Below are 14,135 nucleotides of genomic sequence, written 5' to 3'. Positions count from 1 at the left end.
GGCGGGCGTTTTCTATATGGGGTCGATCTTCAGGCGGCGTGGGCGCCGCGACGCATGCGCCAGAAACGCAGGGTGCGCATGGCCGCGTCGCGCGGCAGTTCGGCGTACATGCGGGCATAGCTGTGGGCCCGGCCCATGGCGTCGGTTTCGGCGCTGAGCAGGACCACGGCATAGGTCAGGAAGATGGCCCGATCCAGATCGGCCGCCTTGCAGATGACGGCCAGGGCGTCCAGCTCGCGGCGATCCACGATCTGTTTGGCGGTGTGGAAGTCGACGTCCGACAACTGGGCCAGGGCGATCAGGAAGCTGGTGCGCCCGCCCGACCGCAGGAAGCGCGCCAGCATTTGCGGCGACAGCTGACCGGCGGCCTTCAGCTCTTCGACATAGGCCAGGCTCTCGGCATAGTCGGCCGGCAGGGCGCCGTCATCGCGGGCGACGCGGGCGCGGCCGGCGGCCAGGGCGCTTTCCAGCAAGTCCGGGTCCATGGCGGCGTTGCGTTCGAGGATCTGCTGGCGCAAGCGCGCCTCGACCACGAAATACATTTCATTCAGCAGGTCCGGCGGCAGGCTGCGGCGCTGGACGGCGGCTTCGTGCAAGGCGGGATTGGCCTTGGCGCGCTCGACGGCGGTCTCGCTGGCGGCGCGGGACAGGCGGGCGCCTTCGTTGCGCAGCAGGCTGTCCAGAACCTGGTCGTCGCCCTTTTCCACGATGGCGTCGGACACGGCCTCGGGGACCACCGGCCGGGTGGCCACGGCCATGATGTGTTCCTGACTGCGGTTGCGCACGACATCGATCAGGTCGCTGTCGCTGAGCAGGGGCGAGGCGCGCAGCACGGCGTCGGCCACGGCGGCCTCGTCATTGGCCAGGCGGCGGATCAGGGTCTGGGGGGCGTTCGGCGCCGAGGCGAAACGGGCGGCCAGTTCGGCGCGCACCGCCGTCTCCATCTCGGTCGACAGATCCGTCAGCACGGAATCGAACAGCAGCTGTTCGTTGGGCGTGTGGGTGGGGGCGCCGAAGAAATGGTCGGTCAGTTCGCGCAGAAGCGCGCGGCGGTTGTCGCTGGAATCGACCTGGGCCAGGGCGATCAAGTCGGGCAGACGAGAGGGGGATGCGGGCGCGGCAGGCGAACTCATGACACGTCTTCGCCGGGAACGGGCGCCGCCGGACGGATGCGTCCATTGGCGTCGCGCAGTACGGTGGGGGCGGCGGGCGGCTCGGCCAGGTCGGCCGACTGGGGCGCCTGGTTCAGCTCGACCGGCAGGGCGTCGAGATAGACGGGCGCCGGGGTGGCGATGCGGTCGGGCTGGCGGCCATAGGCGCGATGGACCGAGTAATAGCGCGAGCCGCTGGTGGAGGCGGCGGCGGGCGCAGCCGGCGCCGGCGCAGTTGCAGAAGCCTGAGCCGAGCGGAAGACCAGGGCGTCGGGGCGCGGCGCCATCGGATCAGAGGCGACAGGCGCGGGCGGGCGCTCAGGTTGGGGTTCCGGCTGGGGCGCCGGTTGCGGGCGCAGCCAGGCGTCGGCGGACGTCAGGGTGTTGGGGGACGTTGTCGCCGGGGCGCCGCCATGGGGAATGATGCGGGGCGCGGGACGGCTGGGGGCAGGGGCGGCAGCCGGGGCTGAAGCGGGGCGAAGGGGCGCGCGGGTGGCCTCGGTCGAAGGCGCGGCGGCGGGCTTTCCCGACCAGCCGAGATAGCGCAGGCCCGCGGCCTGACCGCTGGGGGGCGTCTGCGCCTGAGCGAGGTCAGCCTGGGCGACGCCGGCCAGGGCGACCAAGGCGGCCGGGAGGAGGGTCAAGAGGCGCAAGGGCGTATTCCGCACGGGCTGAACGCCAGCCATAGGGCCGGAGCGCTTAATCCCCTGCTAACGCGAGGGCCGTGCGCGCGTCAGTTTCTGCCGGGCAGATAGGCGTCGGTGAAGGCCGCGCGCCAGTTCAGGCCGGGATCATAGACGCCAGCCTGGGCCGCCATGTCGAAGAAGGCCTGCCAGCGCTCGGCCGTCATGGCGCCCAGGCCGTAAAGCGCCGCGTCGCCGCCATCGACCATGCCGCTGGTGCGCAGCAGATCGCGCGCCTGATCCAGCATGGCCTGGGTCATGGCCGGATTGTCCTTGCGGATCAGGGCGTCGGCGGCGCGGGCGTCGCCATGCAGATAGTCGCGCCAGCCTTCGACCGAACCGGCGATGAAGTCGCGCAGGGCCTGGGCGTTGTCGCGGGCGAAGGCGTTGGGCGCCAGCACCAGGGCGGCGTAGGAGGGATAGCCGTCATCCGCCAGCAGGAAGACCCGTGGGTCGAAACCGCCCGCCTGGCGGATCGCATAGGGATCATGGGTCAGAGACCCCGACTGCACCGCGCGGGGGTCGCGCAGGAAGGCGGCGGGGTCGCCGGTGAAGGCCCGGATCTGGTCGTCGGTGAAGCCGTGCTCGGCCTTTAGCCAAGGCCACGCTCCGCGGGTCGCGGCAGCGTCCATCAGCAGGGCGCGGCCGCGCAGATCGGCGAGCGCCCGCAACGCCGGGTCGGGATGGGCGAGCACGACCAGGGGCGATTTCTGGAAGAAGGCGGCGACCGCCTTTACCGGCGCACCCTGAGACACAAGGTCCAGGGGGGTGAGGCTGCTGGACGCCAGGCCCAGTTCGACCGCGCCGGACGCCAGACGTTGCGGCACATCGGCGGCGGGATCGCCCTGGACGATCTGGACGTTCAGGCCGCGCCCTTCATAGGCGCCGTTGGCGACCGCCTGATAGAAGCCGCCGTGTTCGGCCTGGGCCAGGGCGTCGGTGGCGAAACGCAGTCGGACCCGGCCCTGTTCGTCGGTGGGCGCTTCGGAGCGGCTGCAGGCCGCCAGAGATCCGGCCAGCGACCCCGCCAAGGCGGCGGCGCCCATCAGGACGCGACGGCGGGAGGCGGAAGGGGGGCGCATGGCGCCAGCTTTAGGGCGCGCCGCAAGGGAAGGAAAGGCGCGCCGCGGCGCTGCATGATCAGCGCCGGAATTGAGCGAGGGGACGCGCGCCCGGTCGAACCGTTGCGTACGTCCCCTCGCCAAGTCCGGGTTGGACTTGGCCATTGAGGGTCTGGACCTTGGCCTGGGCGCGGGCGGGGCGAACCCCGTCTGCGGTCGGCTGTATCCTGACGGCCCCTGGTCTTCGGCGTTCCGCGCGGCCTTCGCCGTGCGCCGTCCGTCGATCCTGGCCCGGTTCCTCTTGGAGCTTTCGCCGAAGCGTCCACCCGTCGAAGCCTGGGCCCTGCCTGGTCATCCGCCCCTCCGAAGAGGTTGGGAGCCTGGGTCAGAGAGCCGGACCGGTTCGCTTTGAGCCCCAGGTCGCCCTGGTTTTCCGCGCCGCCGTGTCCCTCGGCCCGTTGACGTTCCGACGAAACCCGCTATGAGGCAAGCGCCCCAAATCCATCGCCTGTGGGCGAATGTGTGGATAGTTTGTGCGCCGACGGTGCGTAACCGGCGCGGATAAGCAAAAATCTTGTTTCAGGCGCGCAGCTTGTGGATGGTCCACAGGGGCGCGGATCGACGGTAAAAATCGTCAGCCGACGAGGTTTTCGCGCTTTTCCTCAAGCTCCAGCCATTCCAGTTCGGCCGATTCCAGATCGGATCGGGCCTTGGCGGCGGCGGTCATGGCGCGGTCGAAGGCGGCCGGGTCGCGAGCATAGAGGTCGGGGTCGGCCAGAACGGAGTCGTGTTTGGCGATCTGCGCGGGCAGATCGGCCAGCAGCTTCTCCAGTTCCTCGAGCCGGCGGGCGTCCTTGTAGGACAGTTTGGAGGCTTTCTTGGGCGCGGGGGGTGTTTGTGGTGCGCCCCCTCCACCGCTTCGCGGTTCCCCTCCCCCATTGGGGGAGGATTGGGGCGGCGTCAGGAAGTCGGGGTTCTGGCGGATGAAGTCGGTCCAGCCGCCGGGCGTCTCGACGATGTCGCCGCGCCCGTTCATGGCGATGGTCGAGGTGGCCAGGCGGTCGACGAAGTCGCGGTCGTGCGAGACCAGGATCAGGGTGCCGTCGTAGGCCTCGAGCAGCTCCTCCAGCTTGTCGAGCGTGTCCATGTCCAGGTCGTTGGTCGGCTCGTCCAGGACCAGCAGGTTGGCGGGCTTGGCCAGGGCGCGGGCCAGCAGCAGGCGGTTGCGTTCGCCGCCGGACAGGGTGGAGATGGGCTGGCGCAGCTGGGCCTCCTGGAACAGGAAGTCCTTGGCGTAGGCGGCGACATGTTTGGAATGACCGCGCACCAGGATGGAGTCGCCGCCGCCGGGCGTCAGGGCGTCCCAGAGGGTCATGTCGGACTTCAGCCCCTCGCGCGACTGGTCCAGATAGACGGGTTCCAGATTGGCGCCGAGGCGGACGGTTCCGGCGTCCGGCGCCAGTTCGCCGAGCAGGATCTTGACCAGGGTGGTCTTGCCGGCGCCATTGGGGCCGACGATGGCCAGTCGGTCGCCGCGCAGGATGCGGGTGGTGAAGGGCTTGATGACGGTCCGGTCGCCGAACGCCTTGGACACCCCCTTCACGTCGGCCACCAGCTTGCCCGACAGGGCGCCGGAATCGACGCCGAGGTTCAGTTCGCGCGGCAGGTCTCGGACCCGTTCGGCGCGGTCGGCGCGCATGGCCATCAGGGCGCGGGCGCGGCCCTCGTTGCGGGTGCGCTGGGCGGTGATGGAGCGGTAGAAGGTGTAGGTCTCGGCCTCGATCTTCTTGGTCAGGCGGCGCAGGGACTCGGCCTCTTCCTCCATCACCTTGGCGGCCCAGTCGTCGAAGGCGTCGAAGCCCTTGTCCAGGGTGCGGACGCGGCGGCCTTCCAGCCAGTGACAGGTGTCGGTGACGCGGTTCAGGAAGGCGCGGTCGTGGCTGACCACCAGGACGGCGAAGCGGGCCGAGAGGAGTTCGGTCTCCAGCAGTTCGATGGCCAGGATGTCGAGGTGGTTGGTGGGCTCGTCCAGCAGCAGCAGGTCGGGCTCTTCGGCGAAGGCCTTGGCCAGGGCGGCGCGGCGGGTCTCGCCGCCCGACAGATTGACGGCGGGCTTGGCCGGATCGAGGCCGAAGGTCGTCAGCCAGGCCTCGGCGGTCCAGGGTTCGGCGGCGCCCGAGGCGGCGTAATCCAGAAGGGTGTCGCCGGTGATCAGCGGTTCCTGGGGCACATAGGCGAAGCGGGTGCCCGCCTGGATCGAGCGGTCGCCGGCGTCGGGTTCGACCAGGCCCATGACGATCTTCATCAGGGTGGATTTGCCGGCCCCGTTGCGACCGACCAGGGCGGCGCGGCTGCGCGGCTCGATGGCCATGTCGACGCCCTCGAACAGGGGGCGGGGACCATCCTGGAGACGGACATCCTTGAGGGCGATCAGAGGCGGGCGGGCGGACATGGCGGGCCATATAGCCGCCGCGACGCCGCACCGCCATGCGGATGCAGAATGTCATTGAAATAAACCGTCCAGACGGTATGTAGCGCGCATGAAGGACATGATCGACATCAAGCCGGCCAACGCCTCGACCGCAGACGGCGCACCGCCGCAGCGCCGGCGCGATCCGGCCGCAACGCGCGCGGACATTCTGGACAGCGCGATGGCGGTGGCGGCGGAAGCGGGTGCGCTGGGCTTCACCCTGGACGCCGTCGCGGGACGCGCGGGACTGAGCAAGGGGGCGCTGCTGCATCATTTCGCCAGCAAGGGCGCCCTGCTGGAGGCGCTGGTGACGCATATGGGCGATATCTTCATCACCGAGGTCGAAGCGGAGGCGGCGCGAGATCCCGAGCCGTATGGCCGCAACGCCAGAGCCTATCTGCGCGTGACCATCAACGATACGGCGACGCCCGAGGACATCAGCATCGGCCGCGCCATGCTGGCGGCCTGCGCCATAGAGCCGGCGATGGCCAGCGCCTGGCGCAAGGTGACGCGGCGGCTGACGGCGGATGATCCGACCGACCCGGCGGGGGCGGACGATGCGCTGATGCTGCGGCTGATCGCGGACGGGCTGTGGCTGTCGGACCTGTTCGGCAACTATCAGGTCGACGCGGACCAGCGGCGCGCCCTGCTGGGCCTGCTGACGCCGGGCCACAGCGTGATGGGAGGCGACGCATGAGTCCGGTGACCTGGGCGGCGATGCTGGCCGCCATCGCGTTCGAGGTGATGGGCACGACCCTGTTGCAGGCGTCGCAGCAGTTCACCCGTCCGTGGCCCACCGCGGGGATGGCGGTCTGTTACGCCGCCGCCTTCTATCTGTTGAGCATCGCCCTGAGGCAGATGCCGGTCGGCCTGGCCTATGCGATCTGGAGCGGGCTGGGAGTGGTGCTGATCTCTGTCATCGGCCTGGTGCTGTTCAAGCAGAAGCTGGATGCGCCCGCGCTGATCGGCCTGACGATGATCGTCGGCGGGGTGATGACGATCAATCTGTTCTCGCGCGTGGTGTCGCACTGAGGCTCCAGGCGCGGTAAGAGGCGCCGCATGACGCCCTTCTGGGAACACAAGACTTTGGCCGAGATGACGCCGGGCGAATGGGAAAGCCTGTGCGACGGCTGCGGCCTGTGCTGCGTCATCCGGTTCGAGGACGAGGACACCGGCGAAGTCATTCCGACGCGGGTGCACTGCAAGCTGTTCGACAGCACCGCCTGCCGATGCTCGGACTACGCCAATCGCAAGCAGTATGTACCGGACTGCATCAAGCTGACGCCGCACAATATCGAGGCGCTGGAGTGGATGCCCAAGTCCTGCGCCTACCGCCGGCTGCATGAGGGGCGGCCGCTGGCGGCGTGGCATCCGCTGGTGTCCGGCGACCCGGAAACGGTGCACACGGCCGGGGTGTCGGTGCGGGGGCAGACGATCTCGGAGCTGGACCTGGAAAACGAGGAAGACGCCCTGGATCATGAGGCGCCGGAGTGGGCGCTGGAGCGCGGCTGAGGCCCGGCCGGGACGATTGCGGGCGCAGCGCGGGCCAAGCACTGGATTGATCAGTCTTTTGCGGATTTCCGAACGGACCTGCGCGCCCAGGGACGCTGGTCCCCTATGATCTGGGCATGGACGGAAAAAGGGGGTCGGGACGGAGCGGGGACGAGGCGCTGGCGGCCCTGACGGACGAGATCCTGGACCCCATCGTTGCGGCCGATCTGGACGAACTGGAGCGTCGGCTGAAGCTGGCGACCGCCAGCATCAAGCTGCGTCAGGCCCTGATCGAAACCGCGGCGCGCGAGGCCCAGCTGAACGCAGAGGAGGAGGTGCTTGACGCCGCCGGGGAACAGCGATTGCGAGACGACCTGTATCGACGGCTGGTGGCGCTGGCGGACGAGATCGACGCTGAAGGCGGTGCTGGAGCGGCTGGCGCCGGGGGCGCTGAACCTGATCCTAACGGACTGGCGCATATGGGCCCATCCGGCCCAGAGACCGCCGCCGGGGCCGTGGACGACGTGGCTGTTCCTGGGCGGACGCGGAGCCGGAAAGACAAGGGCGGGGGCGGAGTGGTTGAGCCGCCGCGCCGTCGCCGGCGCGCGGCTGGCACTGGTGGGACCGACCCTGCATGATGTACGCGAGGTGATGATCGAGGGGCCTTCGGGCCTGAGGGCCATCGCCGGCGGACGACGACGACCGGTGTATGAATCCAGCCGGCGAAGGCTGGTCTGGCCCAACGGGGCGGTGGCCTACGCCTTTTCGGCCGACGATCCCGAGAGCCTGAGAGGGCCGCAGTTCCATGCGGCCTGGTGCGACGAATTCTGCGCCTGGCCCAAGCCGGACGAGACGCTGGCGCTGCTGAGGATGGGGTTGCGGCTGGGGGACGATCCGCGACTGGCGGTCACCACCACGCCACGGCCCACGCGGGCGCTGAAGGCGCTGATGGCCGAGCCGGACACGGCGACGACGCGGGCGCCGACCCAGGCGAACCGGCGCAACCTGTCGCCCAACTTCCTGCGCGGCCTGACGCGGCTGTACGGCGGGACGCGGTTGGCGGCCCAGGAACTGGAGGGACAGATCCTGTCGCCGGATGGGGCGTTATGGACCGAGGCCATGCTGGCCGCCTGTCGGTCGCCACGGCCGCAGGCGTTCGACCGGATCGTGGTGGGGCTGGACCCGCCGGCGACGGCGCATGGCGATGCGTGCGGCCTGGTGGTCGTGGGGCGGTGCGGATCGACCGCCTATGTGCTGGCGGACCGGACGGTGTCGGGCGTGCGGCCCGAGGCCTGGGCCAGGATCGCGACCGGGACTGCGAGCGAATTCGGCGCCGATCGTGTGGTCGCCGAGACCAACCAGGGCGGCCAGATGGTCGAGGACCTGCTGAGGATCGCCGGATGCGCGGTTCCGGTGCGGCCGGTGTTCGCCACGCGATCCAAGCGTGCGAGGGCCGAGCCGGTGGCGGCCCTGTACGAGCAGGGGCGGGTGCGACACTGCGCGGCCATGCCTGAGCTGGAAGACGAACTGATACGGCTGGGCGTCGAAGACGGCGCCAGTCCGGACCGGGCCGACGCCCTGGTGTGGGCGATCAGCCACCTGTTGCTGGGCCCCCAGGGCGCGCCGCGTCTGCGGCCCCTGTAACCCTGAACGCCAAGGACGAGGACAAGAGATATGGCGATGCCGAAACTGCGTTGGCCCGGCCGGCGCGGCGGGGAAGACCTGCGCCCCGACGAGATCAAGGCCAGCCGCACTGGCGGGGTGATCGCCCTGACCGGCATGGGGCGGCCGCGATGGACGCCGCGCGATTACGCCCATCTGGCGCGCGAGGGGTTCGGCAAGAACGCCGTGGCCTATCGCTGTGTGCGGATGATCGCCGAGGCGGCGGCGGCGACGCCGATGCTGGTGCTGCACCAGGGGGTGCGGGACGACGGCCACCCGGTGGCGCGCCTGCTGCACAAGCCCAATCCCGAACAGTCGGGGCCGGAGCTGATGGAGGCGTTGTATGGCGCGCTGCAGACGGCGGGCAACGCCTATGTCGAGGCGGTGGGCGATCCCCTGCCCGAAGAGCTGTGGCCGCTGCGGCCCGACCGGGTGCGGGTGGTGCCGGGGCGCCATGGCTGGCCCGAAGGCTATGAATACGGGGCGGCCGGTCAGGCGGTGACGATCCGGCGGGAACCGGACGGCTGGTCGCCGGTGATGCAGACGCGCCTGTATCACCCGACCGACGACCACTATGGCTATTCCCCGCTGGAGGCGGCGGCCTTCGCCATCGACGCCCACAATGCGGCGGGCGAATGGAACAAGGCGCTGCTGGACAACGCCGCGCGTCCGTCCGGCGCCCTGGTGTACGGAGCGCAGGATGGCGAGCGACTGACGGCCGAACAGTTCGAGGCGCTGAAGGCCGAGCTGGCCGAGGCGCACGGCGGGGCGCGCAATGCGGGCCGGCCGCTGTTGCTGGAAGGCGGGCTGGACTGGAAGCCCATGAGCCTGACGCCCGCCGACATGGATTTCATCGCCGGCAAGCATTCGGCGGCGCGCGACATCGCCCTGGCCTTCGGGGTGCCGCCGCAGCTGCTGGGCATTCCCGGCGACGCCTCCTACGCCAACTATCGCGAGGCCAACATCGCCCTGTGGCGCCAGACGGTGATCCCTCTGGTCAGGAAGATGTGCGGCGCCCTGACCGGCTGGCTGGGCCAGAGGTTCGAGGAGGTGCGGATCGAGCCGGACCTGGATGCGGTGCCGGCGTTGCAGGCGGAACGCGACGCCCTGTGGGCGCGGCTGGATGCGGCGTCCTTCCTGACGCCTGAGGAACGCCGACGCCTGGCGGGGGTGGGGGAATGATCGAGGGATGGAAACGGATTCCCTGGCCGCTGATCGCCGCCCTGCTGGCGCAGACGGTGGCGGGCCTGACCTGGGCCGGCGGGGCGGCGGCGCGGATCGGCGCCCTGGAAAGCCAGGTGGGCGAGCAGCGGCTGGTGGCCGAACGGCTGGCCCGGCTGGAGGAGCAGGGGGTGGCCACCCGCGCGGCGGTGGAACGGATAGAGCGGAGGCTGGAGCGGAAATGAGCGACGGGGCGCTGACGATCCAGGGCTACGCCAGCCTGTGGGGCCAGGCGGACCTGAACGGCGATGTGACGGCGCCGGGCGCGTTCCGCGACAGCCTGATGCGGACGGGCGCGGCGGGTGTGAAGATGCTGCACCAGCACGAGGGTCGGGCGCCGGTGGGCCTATGGGACGAGATGATCGAGGATGATCGCGGCCTGTTCGTGCGCGGCCGGATAATGGACTGGTCGCCGGAAGGGCGTTTCGCCCAGGCCCTGGTGCGGGCCGGCGCCCTGGACGGGCTGTCGATCGGGTTCCGATCGTTGAAGGCGCGGCGCGACGGGCGGTTGAGGGTGCTGAGCGGGGTCGAGTTGTGGGAGGTGTCGCTGGTTGTCTTTCCGATGGCCCTGAAAGCGCGGTTCAGGGTGGTAAGCGAATGACCGCATCCGACCCATTGCGGACCTTTAGGAATGGGTCGGAGACAGCAGGTCTACGTGGACGCGCTTGACTGCAAGATCACGAGAGCAAGAAGCGCCGCGCACGCTGCTGTAAACACGACGACGGTGGCTATGAGTTGGGCACGAACAGAACGCGCCAAGGCTTGATTGTGGGCGATCATGGCGATCAGAACGACGAACCCGTCGGGCAGAAGGAACAAGGCGAGCTCGCCACGTGACGCTGGTCGGTCCACCAGCGGGGAGAACAAGACGCCGATATTGACCAGCAAACTTACCCAGAAGACCCGCTGCGGCCATTTCTCGCCAGGAAAGTCAAACCTCAGCCAGTAGACCAAGGCCGATGATACCGCAGCACAAGCGACCCGATATGACGTGTCGAAGGGGACTTCGAAGCCTCTCAATATGAGGCTTACGCAAAGGAATGCCGACAATGCGACAAACCCGACACCCAGCCCCCGCCATCCGCGTAGTTTTTGCGCACCATTGCCCGCCATCAAGGAAGTTTAGCCGCACCGAGGGCCGCTTCCCACCCTTGGCTGTCATTCGCGAGGTCTACTGACCATCGCTTGTGAAAGCTGAGAACGGTCGCGACGTTCCCAATGCTGCCGGGCGCGCGGTTCAGCCGGATGCGCGGGTTGCCGAGACGGTTTGGGGCGCCTAGGTCCAGGCTATGAGCTTGCTGGCGCGTCTGGGGATGGAAACGCCGATCATCCAGGCGCCGATGGCCGGGGTGTCGACGCCGGCGATGGCGGCGGCCGTTTCGGAGGCGGGCGGCCTGGGGTCTTTGGGGCTGGGCGCGACCGACGCCGCAGGGGCCGAGGCGATGATCCGGCAGGTTCGCGACAGGACCGGGCGGGCGTTCAATGTGAACCTGTTCGTGCACGCCACGCCGGTGGCCGATGTGGGGATAGAGGCGGACTGGCTGCAGGCTCTGGAGCCTGTGTTCCGGTCTGTGGACGGCGCGCCGCCGGAGAAGCTGCGGGTCATCTATGACAGCTTCAATGACGACGAGGAGATGCTGCGCCTGCTGACGGACGAGGCGCCGCCGGTGGTCAGCTTCCATTTCGGCCTGCCGGACGAGCGCCGCATACGGGCGCTGAAACAGGCGGGATGCCTGCTGTTCGCCACGGCCACTTCGCTGGAGGAGGCGTTGCGGGCGCAGACGGCCGGAATGGATGCGGTGATCGCCCAGGGATACGAGGCCGGGGGGCACCGTGGGGTGTTCGATCCGCAGGTCGAAGATGCGCGGCTGGGGACGCTGGCCTTGACGCGGCTGGTGGTCAGCCGGCTGGAGGTTCCGGTCATCGCGGCGGGCGGGATCATGGACGGTCGCGGCATCCGGGCTGCGCTGGACCTGGGCGCGGCGGCGGCGCAGTTGGGCACGGCCTTCATCGCCTGTGACGAAAGCGCGGCGGACCCGGCCTACCGCGCCGCCCTGATGAGCGATGCGGCCCAGCAGACGGTTATGACCCGGGCGATCTCGGGTCGGCCGGCCCGGTGCCTGAAGAACCGGTTCACCGACTGGGGACGGACGGCGACGGCCCAGGTTCCCGCCTATCCGATCGCCTATGACGCGGGCAAGGCGCTGAACGCCGCGGCCAAGGCGGTTGGCGAAAGCGGATACGGCGCCCAATGGGCCGGACAGGGCGCGCCCCTGGCCCGGGCCATGTCGACGTCGGCGCTGATGGCGGTGCTGAAACAGGAATTGGCGGCGGCTGTGTCCTGAAAGCAGGACGGGGTCAGATCAGGAGTCGTGCGCGTGCATGGCCGCCCATACACGACGCAGGCGCTCCTGCACGGTGCGACGCTGGAGCAGGGCGCCGACATAGCCGGTGACACCCAGGGCGACGATCCATGACAGGCCCAGCAGCAGGGTGAACACGCCCGCCACGATGGCCAGGACCCAGACGCCGATCACCCAGGACTTCTGTTCGTCAGGGGCCAGGGCCGGCAGGGTCGGCGGCGGCGGGGGCGCCGGACGGTATTTATTGCGCCCGCCGAAGATCATGCCGCCCACGGCGCGAACCTCTGGCGGAATGGGCGGGGGGCGTTCGCGGGGGAGATCCGTGTCGTCGTCGCGATGATGCAGGGCCTGCAGGGGACTGTCCTGAGGCCGGATACGGCGAGGCTCCCAGGCGACGGAGCGGCCGGTCACGGTGACGGTGAACAGCCCGGTCACGCGGGCGGCGCGCAGGTCGATGGCGGTGGCGTCTTCGTCATAGGTGGAGCCGGCCAGGGCCATCAGGCGACCGTTCAGAAATTCGGCCTGGAAAGCCATTGGATGTTCCAGCGGCGCGACGTCGCCGTGCACGCGGCCCAGCCAGCCGGTGGGGCCCGACGGCGGTGAGGGACGCCGGCGATCGACGATGATCTCGGTGCGGAACCCCTCGGCTGTGAGGCGGCGCGCGCCGGGCAGCGCCTCCAGGATCTGACCGGCGAGGTCGGGAATTTGCGCCGACAGTTCGTCGGCCAAGGCGGCCAGAACGGCCGTTTCTAACGGAGTCAGGCGGTCCATGCGGCCGGTGGCGTCGGAAGGGCGGTTCACGCCCTGAACCTAGCCGCAATCAGCGGCCTGTGAAAACGGAGCAGAGATGAAAGAGACCAAACAGGCCCCGGTCCAGCCGGGGCAGGGCGCCGCCATGGGCGATGTGCTGGCGGCCTTTTCGGCCTTCAAGGAGGCCAATGACGCGCGCCTGGCCGAGATCGAGAAGAAGACCTCGGCCGATGTGCTGCTGGAGGAAAAGGTGGCGCGCATCGACCAGGCCATCAGCGGCGCCCAGGCGCGTCTGGACCGCATGGCCAGCGAGGCGCGTCGGCCCAGCCTGACGGGTACGGCGGTGCCGGTGACGGCCCCGGAATCCAAGGCGGCCTGGGACGGCTATCTGAAGGCCGGCCTGGCGCCGCGCGGCGACTGGGGGCTGGAGCTGAAGGCGGGGCTGTCTTCGGCGTCGAACTCGGCCGGCCATGTGGCGCCGCCGGAGACGGAGCGGGCCATCGAGCGGCGCCTGATGGCGGCTTCGCCCATGCGCGAGATCGCCACGGTCCGCACGGTCGCGGCCGGCGTGTTCAAGAAGCCTGTGTCCACGGCGGGCATCGCCTCGGGCTGGGTCGCCGAAACGGCGGCGCGGCCGGAGACGGACCCGGCGACCCTGGCGCTGCTGGAGTTCCCGGCGGCGGACCTGTACGCCAGCCCGGCGGCGACCCAGAACCTGCTGGACGACGCCTTGGTGGACCTGGATGAATGGCTGGCCGGGGAGGTCGAGGACGCCTTCGCCGCCCAGGAAACCACGGCCTTCGTCACCGGCGACGGGACCAACAAGCCCAAGGGGTTCCTGAGCTACACCACCGTGGCCGAGGCCAGCCAGGCCTGGGGCGAGATCGGCTATATCGCTTCGGGTTCGGCCGGCGCCTTCGCCAGCAGCAATCCGACCGACAAGCTGATCGACCTGGTCTATGCGCCCAAGGCCCAGTACCGGCCGAACGGTCGTTTCGTGATGAACCGCAAGACCGTCTCGGCCGTGCGCAAATTCAAGGACGGCGAGGGCAACTACATCTGGCAGCCGGCGGCGCGGATCGGCGAGACGTCCAGCCTGCTGGGCTATCCGATCACCGAGATCGAGACCATGCCGGACATCGCGGCCAACAGCCTGTCGATCGCGTTCGGCGACTTCCAGAAGGGCTATCTGATCGTCGACCGGGCCGGGGTGCGGGTGCTGCGCGACCCCTATTCGGCCAAGCCCTATGTGCTGTTCTACACCACCAAGCGCGTGGGCGGCG

Annotated in this window: 15 protein-coding genes; 9 read left to right on the top strand and 6 right to left on the bottom strand. The window is 69.6% G+C overall.

Translation table 11 applies throughout. The features are described from left to right. Positions 1 to 29: 29 nt before the first annotated feature. The 4 genes from Q0581_RS13505 to Q0581_RS13490 form a co-directional block, all read right to left on the bottom strand. Entirely contained in the window at positions 30 to 1,133 is a 1,104-nt protein-coding gene (locus tag Q0581_RS13505; RefSeq protein ID WP_298700987.1) for a DUF2336 domain-containing protein, read from the bottom strand. Next, the gene (locus Q0581_RS13500; protein WP_298700986.1) at positions 1,130 to 1,804 is read right to left on the bottom strand and encodes a hypothetical protein; all 675 of its coding nucleotides are present in this window, start codon (positions 1,802 to 1,804) and stop codon (positions 1,130 to 1,132) included. Before Q0581_RS13500 ends, Q0581_RS13505 begins: the two co-directional genes overlap by 4 nt. A gap of 80 nt (positions 1,805 to 1,884) precedes the next feature. Beyond that, positions 1,885 to 2,916, bottom strand: coding sequence for an ABC transporter substrate-binding protein (locus Q0581_RS13495; RefSeq protein ID WP_298700985.1), 1,032 nt, complete (start codon positions 2,914 to 2,916; stop codon positions 1,885 to 1,887). 613 nt (positions 2,917 to 3,529) lie between these two features. Beyond that, complete coding sequence (locus Q0581_RS13490) at positions 3,530 to 5,347, bottom strand: ABC-F family ATP-binding cassette domain-containing protein (protein WP_298700984.1); 1,818 nt, start codon at positions 5,345 to 5,347, stop codon at positions 3,530 to 3,532. A gap of 97 nt (positions 5,348 to 5,444) precedes the next feature. Between Q0581_RS13490 and Q0581_RS13485 the strand changes: the two genes are divergently transcribed. From Q0581_RS13485 to Q0581_RS13455, 7 genes are all read left to right on the top strand, one after another. Further along, a complete protein-coding gene (locus Q0581_RS13485; RefSeq protein ID WP_298700983.1) occupies positions 5,445 to 6,062 on the top strand; it encodes a TetR/AcrR family transcriptional regulator in 618 nt (205 codons plus the stop codon). Next, on the top strand, positions 6,059 to 6,397 hold the full coding sequence (locus Q0581_RS13480; RefSeq protein WP_298700982.1) for a multidrug efflux SMR transporter: 339 nt from the start codon (positions 6,059 to 6,061) through the stop codon (positions 6,395 to 6,397). Before Q0581_RS13485 ends, Q0581_RS13480 begins: the two co-directional genes overlap by 4 nt. Positions 6,398 to 6,424: 27 nt before the next feature. Next, positions 6,425 to 6,877 (top strand): YcgN family cysteine cluster protein, encoded by a 453-nt coding sequence (locus Q0581_RS13475; RefSeq protein WP_298700981.1) that lies wholly within the window; start codon positions 6,425 to 6,427, stop codon positions 6,875 to 6,877. A gap of 318 nt (positions 6,878 to 7,195) precedes the next feature. Beyond that, positions 7,196 to 8,500: a terminase family protein gene (locus tag Q0581_RS13470; RefSeq protein WP_298700980.1), complete on the top strand. Its 1,305-nt coding sequence runs from the start codon at positions 7,196 to 7,198 to the stop codon at positions 8,498 to 8,500. Positions 8,501 to 8,536: 36 nt separating this feature from the next. After that, the gene (locus tag Q0581_RS13465; RefSeq protein WP_298700979.1) at positions 8,537 to 9,700 is read left to right on the top strand and encodes a phage portal protein; all 1,164 of its coding nucleotides are present in this window, start codon (positions 8,537 to 8,539) and stop codon (positions 9,698 to 9,700) included. Further along, positions 9,697 to 9,924 (top strand): hypothetical protein, encoded by a 228-nt coding sequence (locus tag Q0581_RS13460; protein WP_298700978.1) that lies wholly within the window; start codon positions 9,697 to 9,699, stop codon positions 9,922 to 9,924. The genes Q0581_RS13465 and Q0581_RS13460 overlap by 4 nt, the downstream gene beginning before the upstream one ends. Next, complete coding sequence (locus Q0581_RS13455; RefSeq protein WP_298700977.1) at positions 9,921 to 10,340, top strand: HK97 family phage prohead protease; 420 nt, start codon at positions 9,921 to 9,923, stop codon at positions 10,338 to 10,340. The genes Q0581_RS13460 and Q0581_RS13455 overlap by 4 nt, the downstream gene beginning before the upstream one ends. 50 nt (positions 10,341 to 10,390) lie before the next feature. Here the strand turns inward: Q0581_RS13455 and Q0581_RS13450 are convergent, their stop codons facing one another. After that, positions 10,391 to 10,693: a hypothetical protein gene (locus tag Q0581_RS13450; protein WP_298700976.1), complete on the bottom strand. Its 303-nt coding sequence runs from the start codon at positions 10,691 to 10,693 to the stop codon at positions 10,391 to 10,393. Between the two features lie 335 nt (positions 10,694 to 11,028). On the opposite strand from Q0581_RS13450, the gene Q0581_RS13445 reads away from it, so the two are divergent. Further along, positions 11,029 to 12,084, top strand: a complete 1,056-nt coding sequence (locus Q0581_RS13445) for a nitronate monooxygenase (RefSeq protein ID WP_298700975.1) — start codon at positions 11,029 to 11,031, stop codon at positions 12,082 to 12,084. An 18-nt stretch (positions 12,085 to 12,102) separates the two neighbouring features. On the opposite strand, the gene Q0581_RS13440 is transcribed toward Q0581_RS13445, so the two are convergent. Then, the gene (locus Q0581_RS13440) at positions 12,103 to 12,903 is read right to left on the bottom strand and encodes a hypothetical protein (RefSeq protein ID WP_298700974.1); all 801 of its coding nucleotides are present in this window, start codon (positions 12,901 to 12,903) and stop codon (positions 12,103 to 12,105) included. Between the two features lie 46 nt (positions 12,904 to 12,949). Between Q0581_RS13440 and Q0581_RS13435 the strand changes: the two genes are divergently transcribed. Further along, positions 12,950 to 14,135 (top strand): phage major capsid protein (locus Q0581_RS13435; RefSeq protein ID WP_298700973.1); only part of this gene is annotated, 1,186 nt, incomplete at its 3' end.

Source organism: uncultured Brevundimonas sp., assembly GCF_937863155.1.
Lineage (GTDB): Bacteria > Pseudomonadota > Alphaproteobacteria > Caulobacterales > Caulobacteraceae > Brevundimonas.
Note: the sequence above shows the minus strand (reverse complement) of the source record. Positions and strands in the feature narration are given on the sequence as shown.